This window comes from Streptomyces sp. NPDC045967 (genome assembly GCF_056430495.1).
The window spans coordinates 288,640-302,744 of sequence record NZ_JBWKLE010000003.1 but is presented as its reverse complement, the minus strand read 5'-3'; the positions used below and the strand labels follow the sequence as shown (position 1 = coordinate 302,744).

The window sequence follows — 14,105 nt, the reverse complement described above, 5'->3', positions numbered from 1 at the left end:
ACAGGTCACAGGCGTGTCGGTGCGTCAATGCCGAGCAGGGCCAGGCCACCGGCCAGCACCGCCCCGGCGGCTTCGGCAACAGCCAGCCGGGCACGGTGGGCGGCCGAGGGTTTCTCGTCCCCGCGGGGCAGCACGCGGTACTGGAAGTCGAGCAGCGCGTCCGCCAGCTCGACGAGGTGCCGGGTGAGCCGCTCGGGCGCCCGGTGGTGCCCGGCGGCCTCCAGCACGAGGCGGTGCTCGGCCAGCGCGCGCAGCAGCGCGGGGGCCTCCACCTCGCCGGGCTCCGGCGCGAAGCCGAGGTCGGCGGCGTTCCGGAGCAGGGCCCGGCTGCGCGCGTGGGCGTACCGCACCCGGAAGAACTCGTTCTCCTCACCCTGCACGAGCAGCCGGTCGGAGAACACGGGCGTCTCCCGGGCGGGCACGCAGAGCATCGCCCAGCGGGCGGCACCCTCCCCGAACCGCGCGAACACGTCACCGTCGCGCTGGGCGACGGGGGCGACGGGGCCGACGGTGGCGACGGGGGCGGCCGCGACCGGGCCGGGCCGGGCGGGTGCGAGCCGGGCGAGGACTTCGTGCAGGACGCGGGCGCGGAGGGGGGCGGGGGGTTCGGCGGCGGGTGGGGCTTCGGCTTTGGCTTCGGCTTCGGCTCCGGCTTCGGCTTCGGTGGCGGCCTTGGCTTCGGCCTCGGTTTGATCGGCGGAGGGGGCGGCCGGGGCGGGACTCTTCGGATCCCGACCCCCCGGCCCCCGGACGCCCATATAGGGGATGCCCAGGTCACGGGCGCCCAGTTCCCGAGCACCCGATTCCCGAACACGCAATTCCCGGATCACGCGGGGTGCGGACAGCGGAGCCAGCCCGAAACAGAGGAACCCGCCTCCGGTGACCTCGACCCGCTCGACCCCGTCCTCACTCCGAAGCCGTCGCGCGATCAGTCCGGCCACGTCCCGGGGGCTTCGACCGTCCCGGTCGCCCTTCGCGAGCTGGAAAGCGACGGGGGTGGCGTAGTCCCCCACTCCCCCGGGCCGCGTCCGCTCCACGACGACCCGCTCGGGCACGGCCACACCCGCAGCCAGCTCCCCGGCCTCGACGGCGCAGCGCACGGCGCGCACGACGGCATCGGGAAGGTCGGCGGGGTTCACAAGACCCAGCCTAGGGGAGACGACCGCTCCCCCCGCGAAGAGTTTCGCCATGTGGAACGACCTGGCTCACACCACCCCGGCCACGGCACCCGGCCCGACCACCCGAGGGCCCGATCCGGTAGCGCCCTAACCCCGGCCCCTCCCGGCGGGAGCCCCTCTCCGCCCGTCGCGCCGATCCTCGCCCTCGACGAGCCGCCGTACGACCCGTACCAGCTCGGCGGGCTCGAACGGCTTGGCGACGAAGGCGTCCACTCCGGCCGCGATCCCCGTCTCCACCTCGTACTGCGTACAGGCGCTCACGATCGCGACGGGAACCCCGCTGGTCCGCGGATCGGCCCGCAACTGCGCGGCGGTCCCGAACCCGTCCAGCCGGGGCATGACCACATCAAGGGTGATGACGTCAGGGCTCACGCGGTGGACGACGTCCAGGCACTCGGCACCATCGTTCGCGGTCACGACCTCGAAGCCCTCCAGCTCGAGATTGACCTTGATCAGCTGCCGGATGACCTTGTTGTCGTCGACAACAAGCACCCGGCCCGAGACGCCTGGCACAACTCGAGAGTAGGTCGACCGAGGCTCCCGCGTCCGGCTTTTCGCCACTTCCGCCCCCTCCGGGCGACGCACGTCCCCCTCCCCCGCAAACGGGTTCCTGATCACCCCGGTGAAGCTGGTAGTGTTCAACCCGTCGCCGCACAGCGAACGACACGCCCCCGTAGCTCAGGGGATAGAGCAACGGCCTCCGGAGCCGTGTGCGCAGGTTCGAATCCTGCCGGGGGCACTTCGCACGAAGTGCCCGAAGACCCCGCCATCAGCGAGTTCGCTGAGACGGGGTCTTTGCGTTTGTGGGGTCGAGTGACGCCGTCGCAGGTCCGGGCTCCGGCCTGGAGCCGGGTCTTCCTGGCAGCGGGTTGAGTTCAGGTCTCGCATCGGCGGGCGTGGTGTGGGTGTCGGGTGGCCGACGCCGTCCCCTCATGTGCGGTGGGTGACGCGCGGGTCGGCCTGGGGGCCTGCGGGCAGGGGTCAAACCAAGTGGGGTGGTCTCGCGTGGGGTTGCTGGGTCCGGTTTCTGTTCCGGTGGTCCCTACGAGGGGGTGGGGGGCGGTCTGTGGGTTTGGGGGGTGGGTGGGGGCGGGGAGCGTGCGTAGGGTGGGTGGTGAGGCCGCATCGTGCCGTTGACCTGGTGCTTTGCGGGAAGTGGCGCGTACAGGGATGGAGCGGCACCGATGCGTGAGTTGGTGGAGACGGCGCGGCAGTGGGTGGCCGAGGGGCGCGACGGGTATCTCGCGCGGCCCGTCACCGAGCAGGGGTTCGGGCCTCGGGATCCGGCCGGGGCCGTGCTCGTGGATCCGTCGCGCGGGGAGTGTGTCGGGGCGCTGTACCGGGGCGTCTTCGATGCCGAGCTCGTCTCCGAGGCCGGGGCCATGGGGGCCGGGGACACCGCGCGGGTGTGCGAGGTGTCCGTGCGGGGGGCCGAGGCCGTGGAGGCCAAGCTGACCTGTGGCGGGCAGGCCGAGGTCCTGATCCAGCCGCTGTCGGCCATTCCGGCCGAGTGGTGGGAGCTGCTCGGCGAGGGGCTCGGGGTGGCGTTGGTGACGCGGCTCAACGAGCCCGCCGACCGGGCCGTGAGCGAGGTCGTACGGGCCACCGATGGCGCCTTCGACGATGCGGGGCGGCGGGCCGGCGAGTTGCTCGGCACACGGCGGGCCGGGCGTGACGCCTTGTACGGGGTGACCGGGCTGGCGCTGGTGGAGGCGTACCCGTCGGCTCCGTACGTGGTGATCGGCGGCGGCGGGGAGCTGGCCGAGATCATCGAGCGGCAGGCGCTGCTGCTGGGCTGGGAGGCCGTACGGGTCGACGGTGCGGAGGAGGCCGCGAAGGTGATCGAGGCGCGGAGGGACGCCGCGTGCCTGGTCATGCTCAGTCACGACGAGGCGTTCGACGTGCCGACGATGCGCCTGGCGCTGGCGTTGGAGGTGCCCTACGTCGGGGCGCTGGGCTCGCGCCGGACGACCGCGCGTCGGCGGGAGGGGCTGCTCGCCGCCGGGGTCGGCAAGGCCGAACTGGCCCGGGTGCACGGGCCGATCGGCCTGGACCTCGGCGCGCGGACCCCGGCGGAGACCGCGCTGGCCATCTGCGCCGAGATCCTGGCGGTGTTGGGCGGCCGCCAGTTCGAAACCCTGCGGGATACGGACGGACCCATCAACTCCTGAGGAGGAGTGAGTGGTGCGGGGGTGGCCCGGGTTCGGGCTTCGGGGTGCGGCATGCGGTGTGCGGTGTGCGGTTCCGTCCCGTCGGCTATCCCGGTGGCGGGAAACAGGCCGGGCCTGTCCGCCCCCGGCAGCGCTCCGTCTCGGTCTTTGCCGGGCCGCCCGCCGCTCCCGCCTCCTCGTCATAGCCCCCACGAGGAACCTCCCGGTGGCGTGACGGCCGTGCGGGCCGGCCCTGGGAGGCTCTGCTGATCAGCTGTCCAGCGCCCGCTTGAGCTGTTCCTTGTTCATGTCCGAGCGGCCGTGGATGTTGCGGCGGCGGGCCTCCGCGTAGAGCTGGTCGTACGTCGGGCCCTGGGCGCCGGAGTGGGAGTGCAGGCCGCCGCGCCGGGACGAGGACATGTCGTCCAGGGACTCCTTGCTGGCCGTCTTGGACTCGCCGGCCCGGGCGCGTTCCTTGTTGACCGTGCGGGCGGCGATCTCCTCCGCCTTCTCCTTCGACTCGCCGCGCTGCTCCAGGCCCTCCTTGATGTGCTCGTACTGACGCTCGCGCTTCGGGGAAGATCCGCGGGGCATGTCCGGCCTCCTTGTCGGGTCCCAGTCGCAGCGGACCGGATTCGGCTGTCCTTTGGCCGCGTACCCCGCATGGCGCAAGGTATCCGGGCCAGAACAGCGCATATCGCCCAGAGGTGCGGGAAACTGGGGACCATGGACACGATCCTGAGCGTGGACTCGACCCTGACCGACATCGCGTGGTTCCTGGTGGTCGGGATTATCGTCGCGGGCTTCCTGCTCGCCGGCTTCAAACTGGGGCAGCGGGTCCGGGCCAAGGAGCCGCCGCCGCCCACCTCCGAGAGCCAGCCCCACCTGCCCGACGGCGGACCGGTCTACGAGCTCCGCGAGGAGCGCGACCACGTGGACTTCCCCGAGGGCGGGCTGCGCCCGCACGAGATGCAGGGCTACGGGAACTTCGGCTCCACCACCTCCAGCCACCCGGAGGAGGTGCGCAAGGCCCGCGAGTCCGCGCACAGGCAGTCGGAGGGGCCCGGACCGCATCCGCAGCCCGGCGCTCCCCCCGGCTCGGGGCGCGGCGCGCACGAGTGACGCGTCACCTCCCCTTCCTCTGACCCCGCCCCGGTCCCGGTGCGGGGTCAGAGGTCTGTCCGCAGCCGCAGTACCTCCGGGGGCGGGTGCCGGGCGGAGGTGTGCCGGACCTCGGCGGACAGGGGCGGGTCGAGCGGCCGGAAGGGCACCTCACCGAGCCCGACCGCGGTGACGGTCGCCGGCGCCGCCGCGGGCGTCCCCGCGCTCCCGCCGATCCCCCCGCTCCCGCCGATTCCCGCGCCCCCGCCGCTCCCGGGCCCGGTGGCGGCCGCGGCCCTCGCCGCCAGCGCCTCCGCCACCTCCGCGCGCAGGGCCGCCGTCAGCGGGCTCGACACCAGCGGGGTCTCGTCCCCGACCGGCAGGACGAGAACCAGGGCCAGCGGGCGCCGCGGGGTTCCCGTGTAGCCGACCACCGCCGCGTCGCGCACGTCCGTGTGCCGCAGCTTCTGCCAACCGCGCCGGCCCGCCGGGTATGCCTGGTCCAGCCGTTTGACGACCAGGCCCTCGATGCCGCTGGCGGGCAGGGTCTCGTACCAGGTGGCCGCGAGTTCCGGGTCGGTGGTCATGGGGACGGGCTGGAGCGGCGGGCCGAGTGGCAGCAGCAGGTCCACCAGGAGGGCCCGGCGGCGCTCGTACGCCCGCCCGCGCACGTCCAGCCCGGCCAGTTCCAGCACGTCGAAGGCGGCGTACGAGGCGGGCAGCGTCTGGGCCAGTACGGCGGCCCGCGCGGCCGTGGCCGCCGCCCGGCGCTGCACGAGCGCGAAGTCGGTCCGGCCTTCGTGCCAGACGACCACCTCGCCGTCCAGGACGGTACCGGCGGGCAACTGCCGCGCCGCCACCTCCAGATCCGGGAAGGCACTGGTGACGATCCGGCCGGAGCGCGCCTGGAGCAGGACGTCGGTCGCGGAGCGCACGACGACCAGCCGGTGGCCGTCGAACTTCGGCTCGTACGCCAGGCCCGTCCCGTGCGGGAGGGTGCGTACGGGTGTGGCCAGGGCAACGCGGATCACCGGCGGGCTCCTCGCGTCCTCGGCAGGCGGCCGGCCTGGTCGGGGTCGGTCAGGGGGCCGAAGAGGTCCCCGTCGCGTTCGATCCTCGGTGGGACGTCGTCGGCGAGGAAGACCAGGTCGGAAGGGCGGCGACAGGCTTCGACCTCTTCCCAGGACACCGGCGCGGACACGGTCGGCCGGGCCCGCGCGCGCAGGGTGTAGGGCGCGGCGGTGGTCTTGGCGGCGGCGTTCTGGCTGTGGTCGACGAAGACCTTGCCGGGGCGCAGCGCCTTGGCCATGCGGTGGACGATCAGGTCGGGGAGTTCGCGTTCGGCTTCCTGGGCGAGCAGCTTCGCGTACGCCGACACCTGCTCGGAGGGGGTCGGCTCGAGGGGCACGGCGAGGTGCAGGCCCTTGGAGCCGGAGGTCTTGGCGTACGCGTGCAGGCCGTCGGCGGTGAGCCGGTCGCGCAGCCACAGCGCGGCGGCGCAGCACTCGAGGACGGAGGCGGGCGCGCCGGGGTCGAGGTCGAGGACCATGCGGTCGGCGAGGGCCGGCCTGCCGGCGGTCCACTGCGGGGTGTGGAACTCGACGACGAGGTTGGCGGACCACATGAGGGTGGCCATGTCGGCGACGACCACCTGGTGGGCGGAGAGGTCCTCGGAGCGGGGCACGGGGGTGGTCTTCACCCAGTCGGGCGTGCCGGGCGGCGGGTTCTTGGTGAAGAAGAGCTGGCCCTCCGGGCCGTCGGGATAGCGCAGGAAGGACACGGGGCGGTCGTGGATGTGGGGCAGCAGGGAGCCCGCGACGGTGGCGTAGTAGTGCAGGACCTCGCCCTTGGTGAAGCCGGTCTCGGGGTAGAGCACCTTGTCGAGGTTGCTCAGCGCGATGCGACGGCCCTCCACCTGTGTGATCGGCGTCATACGATGAGATTGCCACGAATCAGGAGGAACCGTGCGATCCATTTGGAACGGGGCGATCTCCTTCGGGTTGGTCAGCATCCCGATCAAGCTCGTCAACGCCACCGAGAACCACTCGATCTCCTTCCGCCAGATCCACCTCGGCGACGGCGGGCGGATCCGCTACCGCAAGGTGTGCGAGCTGGACGGCGAGGAGGTGCCGAGCGCCGAGATCGGCAAGGGGTACGAGGAGGCGGACGGATCGATCATCCCGATCACGGACGAGGATCTGGCGAAGCTGCCGATCTCGACCGCGCGGACGATCGAGATCATGTCGTTCGTCCCGGCGGACGAGATCGACCCGCTGCAGATGGACGCGGCGTACTACCTCGCGGCGAACGGGGCGACGGCGGCGAAGCCCTACACACTGCTGCGGGAGGCGCTGAAGCGGAGCCGGAAGGTCGCGATCGCCAAGTACGCGCTGCGGGGGCGGGAGCGGCTGGGCATGCTGCGCGTCGTGGACGACGTGATCGCGATGCACGGGCTGTTGTGGCCGGACGAGATCCGGGTGCCGGAGGGGGTGGCTCCGGAGGCGGACGTGAGCGTACGGGAGGCCGAACTCGACTTGGCGGACGCGCTGATGGCGACGCTGGGGGAGGTCGAGCTGTCCTCGCTGCACGACGAGTACCGGGATGCCGTGGAGGCGATGATCGCGGCGAAGGCGGGCGGCGGGTTCGAGCCGGCGGAGACCGTCGCGCAGCCGGCCGGGGGGCAGGTGATCGACCTGATGGCGGCGCTGGAGAGGAGTGTGCAGGCGGCGAAGGCGTCTCGGGGGGAGGGGGCCGGGGCCGGGGCCGCGGGGGCGGTGGGGGCCGAGGCCGAGGCCGAGGTCACGCCGATTCGGGGGCGGCGGAAGGCGGGCGAGGGTGGTGGCCGGGGCGAGGCTGCTGCGGCGGCCGCGCCGAAGGCGGTGGGCGGGAAGAAGTCGACGGCGGCGTCGGCGGCGGGGTCTGGGGCGGGCTCGGCGAAGAAGAGCGGGGTGGGGGCGGTGAAGAAGACGGCGGCGTCAGCGACCAAGTCGACGGCGAAGACCGCGAAGACCGCGAAGGCGACGGGGGCGCGGGCCAAGTCGGCGTCGGCCACCAAGTCGACCGCGGCGGCGGACAAGTCGACGGCGGGGGCGGCGAAGAAGACGGCTAGTGCAGCGAAGAAGACGGCGGCGGCGGGTCGGAAGCGGTCTGCCTGAGGGGGCAGGGGGGAGGGGCTTGGCCGGGTCGGCCGGGCTGGACCTGGACTTGGGCTGGCTGGGCGTCGGGTGGCGCTTCGCCGTAGCCGGGGCCTGGCCTGCGGACTGGCTGGGCCGGGCGCGGGCGGTGCCGGCGCTTGGACGCGACGCGAAGTGGGGGCTTGGTCAATCGAGCTTGGCCGGGCAGGCCAGGCGGCTGGACTTGGACGTGACCTTGGGCTGGGCCTCGGGAGGCGCTTCGCCGTAGCCGGGGCTTGGCCTGCGGCCGGGCTGGGCTGGACGCGGGCTGTGCTGCGGCCTGGACGCGACGCGAAGCCGAGGCCTGGTTACGCGGCTTGGCCTTGACGGGGGTCCCGGCCTGGCGCCGTGTGGAGTTTGGCTGGGTGTTGGGGCTTGATCGGGGCATGGCCGGGATCGATCGGGGAGCTCAGCCCGAGCGCGGGGAGATCCGGGGGCCTGGGCGCGGGTTGGTGTGCACCGTGGAGCGGGGGCTTCGGCGCGCGACGGTGGCCTGCGGCGCTTTCCCCTACCCGCCCCTTCCCGAACCGGGGCTCCGCCCCAGACCCCGCGCCTCAAACGCCCCCAAGGCTGAAGGATGCCCACGCCACAACACCAGCGCGACCCGGAGGGGGACGGCACGCCGCAAACGCCCCCAAGGCTGAAGGATGCCCACGCCACAACACCAGCGCGACCCGGAGGGGGACGGCACGCCGCAAACGCACCCAAGGCTGAAGGATGCCCACGCCACAACACCAGCGCGACCCGGAGGGGGACGGCACGCCGCAAACGCCCCAGGCTGGAGGATGCCCACGCCGAACACCAGCGCAACCGGGGGCCGGCACGCCGCAAACGCCCCCGCGGCTGGGCGGTGTTACGCCTCGAACGCGGACGGGATCGGGGGCGTCACCCATCGAGGAGGGCGCGGCCGGGAGACGCCGCGTCTGAAACCCCGGCGGGGCTGGAGGATGCGGTGCGGCCGGGGACGCCGGTGGACGTTCAAACGCCGGTGTCGGTGAGGCACACCGCCCCGGCCTGCCCGGTCGTCCGGCATCGCTCTTGGTTCCTGCACGGGGCGCGGGCCCCCCACCGCGGGCCCCTCACGGGAGCTGCCGCAGCGGTCTCCCCGCCGTGTGACGACTCCGCCGTGGCCCTGCGACGTCGCTGTTACACGAACGGGGCTCCTCCGCAACGGCCGACGCCTAGGTTGGTGGCGACAGCGATGAGCTGCGCCGACCAGTGACCGACAGCAACGCAGGGGTTTTCCGTGAGCACCGTCCGCCGCCGCACTCTTCTTCGCGCCGCCGCCGTGACCGCATGCGCCGGAAGCCTGCTGGCGCTGCCCGCCGCCGCCGCTCTCGCCGAGGGGGTGCCCGCGGCCTCGTCCGCGCACGCGGCCGCGGAGCAGGCCGTGCTGGTCAAGCGCCTCGCGCTGGCGGACGGTGCCTCCACCGCCGAGGTCTACCGCACCGCCCAAGGCGCGTACCGGGCGGACATCCTGACCGCCGGGGGGCACAAGGCCACCACGCTGACGAGCCGCGCGGGCATCACCGGTTTCGGCGCCGCCGGGGATCTGCACGCCGCGCTGGAGTCCGACGGGCGGCTGACCTCCTGGGTGGGCGCCGACGCTCCCGCCGAGGGCCGGGACGAGGGCACCGCCCTCGACGGTCACAAGACCGCCACCCGCACCGGACAGGTCGTCCCCGCTGCGGCGCCGGGACAGGCGGGCGGCGACAGCCGGTCCCTCGCCGTCGGCCGGGCTCAGCCGCTGCGCCTGGACACGCCGGCCGACGGGCCGGGCGAAGGGGTGTTCCTGCTCGCCGCGGGCGCCGGCATCGCCGCCGTCGGCGCCGCCGGACTCGGCTTCGCGATGCTGCGGCGGGGTCGGACCGAGGGCTGACGCCCGCGGTACCGCGCGACCCTCCGCCGAAACCCCGAGGGACACGGGCAAACCTCCGCATAGGGTTGACGGGACCCGAAGGTCGTACCGCTGCGGACATGGAGGACGCTGGGGCCTGTGAAAACGCTTCCCTTCCGCTCGGCCGCCGTGCCCGGTCCGCGGGCTCTCGCAGCGGCCGGTCTGCTCGCCGTGCTGCCCCTGCTGACGGGATGCGGCGACGCCGGCGGGCTGGTCGCCGCGGGCTCGACGCCGACCGCGAGCGGGCCCGTACACCTGTGGCCGGACCGCCAGGGCGCCGTCGTACCGCCCGCCGACCCGAGCGGCGCTCCGCCCGAGTACGTCAGGGGAATCGCTCCCGTCCCGAACCAGGACGTGCACGCCGTGGACCCGGTGGCCCTGGTGCAGGCGGAGCTGCGGGCCCATCCGAAGACCGACGTCGGCCCGGACGGGATGCCCGCCGAGACCGCCACCGCGATCGGGAACTGCGGCAAGGAGGGTACGGAGGCCGCCGAGGGTGCGGGCGGCGCGGAGGGGGCGCAAACCTCGCAGTGCCCGGTGCTGACGCCGTACTACCGGGACCTGACGGGCGACGGCAAGGACGAACTGATCGTCGGCATCGAGTACCCGGACAAGATGATGTCGGTACGGGTGTACACGGCGGACGACGACGGCCGCCTCAACCGGATCATGGCGACGACCCAGACCGTGATCAGCGTGGACCTGGCCGGCCGGGACGTGGTGCTGCGGATGCCCAGCGGCAACAACGGCTACGAGCTGATCACCGCCTGGTCCTGGGACGAGCGGCAGTTGACGATGCTGCCGACGCGCGAGCAGATCGTGCGGGTGCCGGGCAACGCGCAGGGGCCGGCGCACCCCGGCCACGGGGCGGGCCGCGGAACGGGCCCGGGTGGCGGAAGCGGCCCCGGCGCGGGTGACGGGAACGGTCCCGGCGCGGGCAACGGCACCGGGCCCGGCACCGGCCCCCGGTCGAAGGCGCCGCGTACGCCCGGCGGCACCCCAGGAGCGCCGTGAGACCCCGGCTGCCCGCCTGGACCGCCACGCTGACCTGGAAGTCCGCGTGCTTCATCGTGGTCATGTGCTGCGCACTGGCGGCGGCGCTGGGCGCGCTCGTGCACGTGGCGGTGACCCGGCAGACCGTGGCCACGGCGCGCGAGAAGGCGCTCGGCAAGCTGCACGACGCGACCCACGCGTACGAGGCGGGCGAGGCCCTGCCGCCCGATTCGGCCCTGGACCCGGTCGGACTGCCGCCGCGGCTGCGGGCGTTGGCCGTCAGCGGGCAGCGCGGCACGGTCGTGGGCGACTACCGGGGCCGCCCGACGATGTGGGCGGCGGCTCCGGCGGACGGGCGGGCGCTGGCCACCGCCGTGGACTACGAGCAGAGCGCGCGCACGATCAGCGGGCTGGACAACGCGATCATCGGGTCGTCGGTACTGGCGATCGGCGGGACCTTGCTGATCGGCGCCTTCGCCGTGACCCGCGTGACGCGGCGGCTGCACCAGACGGCGACGGTGGCCCGCCGGATCACCCAAGGGGACCTCGACGCGCGCGTGGGCGATCCCCGCACGGAGGATCCCTCGCGGCACCAGGACGAGGTGGCGACGGTGGCCGGGGCGCTGGACACGATGGCGGCCAGCCTGCAGGCGAAGCTGGAGAGCGAGCGGCGGTTCACGGCGGACGTGGCGCACGAGCTGCGCACCCCGTTGACCGGACTGCACGCGGCGTCGGAGCTGCTGCCGGAGGGACGCCCGACGGAGCTGGTGCGGGAGCGGGTGAGCACGATGCGGCAGCTGACGGAGGACCTGCTGGAGATCTCGCGGCTGGACTCGGGCAGCGAGGTCGTGGAGACCGACCTGCACCAGCTGGGGCGGCTGGCCGGGCGGGTGGTGCGGGCGTCGGGGACGGACACGGCGGTCGTCGTGGTCCGGGACGCTCACGTGGAAACGGACCGGCGACGGCTGGAGCGGGTGCTGGGCAATCTGGTGGCCAACGCGCACAAGCACGGGCGGGCGCCGGTGGTGCTGACGGTGGACGGACCGGTGGTGACGGTGCGGGACCACGGCGACGGGTTCCCCGACTACCTGCGGGCGCACGGCCCCCAGCGGTTCCGCAGCGGGGGCAAGGGACACGGGCTGGGTCTGACGATCGCGGCGGGGCAGGCGGCGGTGATCGGGGCGCGGCTGGAGTTCCGGGCCGCGGCGGAGGGCGAGGACGGTGAGGGGGGCGGGGCCGAGGCGGTACTGACGCTTCCGGCGGCCGTGCCCATGCCTGCGCCCGTGCCTGCGCCCGCGCCCACGCCCGTGCCCGTGCCGGGAGCGCAGCCGGGGCCGGGACCCGAGCCGGTTCCGCCGGTGGAGTCGTGATGCCGGACTAAAACCGGCTGGCACAGCCCCGCGGAGCCGGTCTCAGGGGCGGGCGGGTTTGGTCCAGGGCCAGCGGGGCTTCGGTCTGCGGCCTGAGGGGTGGTGGGTGTACTTCCAGCCCTTCTGCAGGCCCAGGCGTTTGGAGTAGCCCGCCGGGACGCGTTCGTAGAGGAGCACCGTCGGGGCGCCCCCGTCCGGCGCCGGGACCGGGATCTCGTACCACTTCGGGGGGTGGCCGGTCGGGCCGACGAGGACGGGGAGGACCCGGCCGTCCATCGGGCCGCCCTCGAAGGGGGTCGGTTCGCTTCTCACCCCACCAGTGTCACAGGAGGTGGGCGGCCTCCGAGACCACCGGGATCACGCGCCGGGCCAGGACCCCGACCGGGCCGTCCGCCGATTCCAGGGCGAGGGCGGCGCGGGCGGCGGCCTCCGTCTCGGGGTCCGTGGCGGCCGTGGCCGTGAGCAGCGCGATGAACTGGTCCACCAGCCAGTCGCGCAGCGAGACGACCTCCGGCTGCTTCCCCTCGTCGATCCAGATGAGGGAGGCCCCCTCGACGGCCGTGATCCACGTGCGGACCATCATCCGCAGCCGCGGGCCGGGGGCGGGGACGCCGAGGTGGAAGAGGATCTGCTCGGCGGCGGCCCGGCGGATGCCGTCGACCGTCGCCGTCGTGCGGGAGGTCTCCACGACGCTGCCGCCTTGGAGGAGGGCCGCGAAGCCGGTGTCGTGTTCGTCGACGAAGGCCAGGTACCGGTCCAGGGCCCGGCCGAGGCGCTGGGTCAGCGGGCCCTGCTGCGGCTGCGCGAAGCACTGCTCGAGGAGGTCGGCCGCCGAGCGCAGGGCCGCCTCGTAGAGCTGCTGCTTGCCGCCCGGGAAGTAGCGGTAGACGAGCGGACGCGAGACCCCGGCGGCCTCGGCCACGTCGTCGAGCGAGACCTCCTCCGGCGCCCGGTGCGCGAACAGCGACAGGGCCGCGTCGAGGAGTTGGGCTCGCCGCTCCTCGACGCTCAGCCTGCGGTAGGCGCGTACGGTCATGCCCGCAGACTAGACGACGGCGCCTGCGGCACCGTGACGGAAGCCGTAGCTCCGTGACGGGAACGCTGCACCGGGTCACGACCCTCGCCGCGGCGCCTCGGCCCCGCCACCCGACCGGATCGGGCACGGGATGTCGGGTCGGGCGGGGTGGCCGCCTCCTAGCGTGAGTGACCGAAGGGAAGGAGGCCGGGGTGCTGGAGCGGCTGAACCAGGCCATGGACCACATCGAGTGCCACCTCGACCAGCGGATCGAGGTGGCCGACCTGGCGCGCATCGTGGCGACTTCGGAGTACCACTTCCGTCGGCTGTTCTCCGCGCTGGCGGGGATGCCGCTGTCGGAGTACGTCCGGCGCAGGCGGCTCACGGTCGCCGGCGCGGAGGTGCTGGCCGGGGACAGGACGCTGCTGGAGGTGGCGGTCCGGTACGGCTACTCCTCGGGGGAGGCGTTCGCGCGGGCGTTCCGCGCCCTGCACGGCGTGGGCCCCGGCGAGGCCAGGCGGTCGGGTGCGGCCCTGCGGTCCCAGTCACGGCTGTCCTTCCGTCTCACCGTCGAAGGGAGCAGCAGCATGCGGTACCGGATCGTGGAGAAGGACGAGTTCCGGCTGGTCGGCAGGAGGGCGCGCGTCCCGCTCGTGCACGAGGGGATGAACCCCGCCATCGCCGACTTCATCCGGAGCATCGGGCAGGAGGCACTGCGGCGCATGGAGGCGCTGTCCGACCAGGAGCCGCAGGGGGTCGTGGGGGCGAGCGGGAACCTGGACCCGAGCCGGGCGGAGGGTACCGAACTCGACTACTTCCACGGGGTGGTGACCCGGGCCGCCGTACCGCAGGACATGGACGCGCTCACCGTGCCGGCCGGGACGTGGGCCGTCTTCGAGAGCTCCGGGGCGTTCCCGCAGGCGCTGCAGTACCTGTGGCGGGACGTGTTCACGCAGTGGTTCCCGTCCAATCCCTACCGGAGCCGGCCGGGGCCCGAGATCCTGCGGACCCGCCTGTCACGGGATGCCCGGCAGGCGGACGCGGAGCTGTGGATCCCGGTGGAGCGGACGGCGGCGGTCTGACCGGGACGGCCGGCTGAACGGGACACCGGCCCGAGCGGGACGGCGGCCCGAACGGGACGACGGGGGCGGGTGCGGGGGCGATGCGGGTGAGGGAGCGATGCGGGTGAGGGGGCGGCAGGGCGGTCCTGGATCGGATCGGCACGCGG

Annotated in this window: 14 protein-coding genes and 1 tRNA gene; 8 read left to right on the top strand and 7 right to left on the bottom strand. The window is 73.9% G+C overall.

From position 1 onward, the window contains the following. Window positions 1-5 precede the first annotated feature (5 nt). Window positions 6-1,139 carry an ArgS-related anticodon-binding protein NrtL gene (nrtL, locus tag AC07FY_RS08345; RefSeq protein WP_479002348.1) on the bottom strand — a complete coding sequence of 378 codons (1,134 nt, stop codon included), beginning with the start codon at window positions 1,137-1,139 and terminating at the stop codon, window positions 6-8. Between the two features lie 126 nt (window positions 1,140-1,265). Continuing rightward, window positions 1,266-1,739 carry a response regulator gene (locus AC07FY_RS08340; protein WP_479002345.1) on the bottom strand — a complete coding sequence of 158 codons (474 nt, stop codon included), beginning with the start codon at window positions 1,737-1,739 and terminating at the stop codon, window positions 1,266-1,268. 106 nt (window positions 1,740-1,845) lie between these two features. Here AC07FY_RS08340 and AC07FY_RS08335 point away from each other — a divergent pair. Both AC07FY_RS08335 and AC07FY_RS08330 read left to right on the top strand, forming a co-directional pair. Further along, window positions 1,846-1,917 (top strand) — tRNA-Arg (locus AC07FY_RS08335). 445 nt (window positions 1,918-2,362) lie between these two features. Beyond that, window positions 2,363-3,349, top strand: a complete 987-nt coding sequence (locus tag AC07FY_RS08330; RefSeq protein WP_479002342.1) for an XdhC family protein — start codon at window positions 2,363-2,365, stop codon at window positions 3,347-3,349. A 249-nt stretch (window positions 3,350-3,598) separates the two neighbouring features. Here AC07FY_RS08330 and AC07FY_RS08325 read toward each other — a convergent pair whose 3' ends face one another. Further along, window positions 3,599-3,922 (bottom strand): plasmid stabilization protein, encoded by a 324-nt coding sequence (locus AC07FY_RS08325; RefSeq protein ID WP_479002339.1) that lies wholly within the window; start codon window positions 3,920-3,922, stop codon window positions 3,599-3,601. Between the two features lie 132 nt (window positions 3,923-4,054). Between AC07FY_RS08325 and AC07FY_RS08320 the strand changes: the two genes are divergently transcribed. Next, complete coding sequence (locus AC07FY_RS08320) at window positions 4,055-4,450, top strand: DUF6479 family protein (RefSeq protein ID WP_479002336.1); 396 nt, start codon at window positions 4,055-4,057, stop codon at window positions 4,448-4,450. Between the two features lie 47 nt (window positions 4,451-4,497). Here the strand turns inward: AC07FY_RS08320 and AC07FY_RS08315 are convergent, their stop codons facing one another. Next, complete coding sequence (locus AC07FY_RS08315) at window positions 4,498-5,457, bottom strand: ATP-dependent DNA ligase (RefSeq protein WP_479003164.1); 960 nt, start codon at window positions 5,455-5,457, stop codon at window positions 4,498-4,500. After that, complete coding sequence (gene ligD / locus AC07FY_RS08310; RefSeq protein WP_479002333.1) at window positions 5,457-6,362, bottom strand: non-homologous end-joining DNA ligase; 906 nt, start codon at window positions 6,360-6,362, stop codon at window positions 5,457-5,459. The genes AC07FY_RS08315 and ligD overlap by 1 nt, the downstream gene beginning before the upstream one ends. Window positions 6,363-6,393: 31 nt before the next feature. Between ligD and ku the strand changes: the two genes are divergently transcribed. The 4 genes from ku to AC07FY_RS08290 all read left to right on the top strand — a co-directional run bounded on the left by ku (window position 6,394) and on the right by AC07FY_RS08290 (window position 11,862). Beyond that, the gene (gene ku / locus AC07FY_RS08305; RefSeq protein ID WP_479002330.1) at window positions 6,394-7,584 is read left to right on the top strand and encodes a non-homologous end joining protein Ku; all 1,191 of its coding nucleotides are present in this window, start codon (window positions 6,394-6,396) and stop codon (window positions 7,582-7,584) included. A gap of 1,264 nt (window positions 7,585-8,848) precedes the next feature. Further along, the gene (locus tag AC07FY_RS08300; RefSeq protein WP_479002327.1) at window positions 8,849-9,481 is read left to right on the top strand and encodes a hypothetical protein; all 633 of its coding nucleotides are present in this window, start codon (window positions 8,849-8,851) and stop codon (window positions 9,479-9,481) included. 117 nt (window positions 9,482-9,598) lie between these two features. After that, window positions 9,599-10,513, top strand: coding sequence for a hypothetical protein (locus AC07FY_RS08295; RefSeq protein WP_479002325.1), 915 nt, complete (start codon window positions 9,599-9,601; stop codon window positions 10,511-10,513). Continuing rightward, window positions 10,510-11,862, top strand: a complete 1,353-nt coding sequence (locus AC07FY_RS08290) for a histidine kinase dimerization/phospho-acceptor domain-containing protein (RefSeq protein ID WP_479002323.1) — start codon at window positions 10,510-10,512, stop codon at window positions 11,860-11,862. The genes AC07FY_RS08295 and AC07FY_RS08290 overlap by 4 nt, the downstream gene beginning before the upstream one ends. Window positions 11,863-11,904: 42 nt before the next feature. Here the strand turns inward: AC07FY_RS08290 and AC07FY_RS08285 are convergent, their stop codons facing one another. Together AC07FY_RS08285 and AC07FY_RS08280 are read right to left on the bottom strand one after the other, a co-directional pair. Beyond that, window positions 11,905-12,174 carry a hypothetical protein gene (locus AC07FY_RS08285; RefSeq protein WP_479002320.1) on the bottom strand — a complete coding sequence of 90 codons (270 nt, stop codon included), beginning with the start codon at window positions 12,172-12,174 and terminating at the stop codon, window positions 11,905-11,907. A gap of 10 nt (window positions 12,175-12,184) precedes the next feature. Continuing rightward, window positions 12,185-12,898, bottom strand: coding sequence for a TetR/AcrR family transcriptional regulator (locus tag AC07FY_RS08280; RefSeq protein WP_479002318.1), 714 nt, complete (start codon window positions 12,896-12,898; stop codon window positions 12,185-12,187). A gap of 191 nt (window positions 12,899-13,089) precedes the next feature. On the opposite strand from AC07FY_RS08280, the gene AC07FY_RS08275 reads away from it, so the two are divergent. After that, window positions 13,090-13,959 (top strand): AraC family transcriptional regulator, encoded by an 870-nt coding sequence (locus AC07FY_RS08275; RefSeq protein WP_479003161.1) that lies wholly within the window; start codon window positions 13,090-13,092, stop codon window positions 13,957-13,959. The last annotated feature ends 146 nt before the right edge of the window (window positions 13,960-14,105 follow it).

Excerpts from the sequence above, each read along its gene's own strand:
- AC07FY_RS08330 (WP_479002342.1), top strand. The coding sequence starts at position 2,363 with ATGCGTGAGTTGGTGGAGACGGCGCGGCAGTGGGTGGCCGAGGGGCGC.
- AC07FY_RS08280 (WP_479002318.1), bottom strand. The coding sequence starts at position 12,898 with ATGACCGTACGCGCCTACCGCAGGCTGAGCGTCGAGGAGCGGCGAGCC.
- AC07FY_RS08320 (WP_479002336.1), top strand. The coding sequence starts at position 4,055 with ATGGACACGATCCTGAGCGTGGACTCGACCCTGACCGACATCGCGTGG.
- ligD (WP_479002333.1), bottom strand. The coding sequence starts at position 6,362 with ATGACGCCGATCACACAGGTGGAGGGCCGTCGCATCGCGCTGAGCAAC.
- AC07FY_RS08325 (WP_479002339.1), bottom strand. The coding sequence starts at position 3,922 with ATGCCCCGCGGATCTTCCCCGAAGCGCGAGCGTCAGTACGAGCACATC.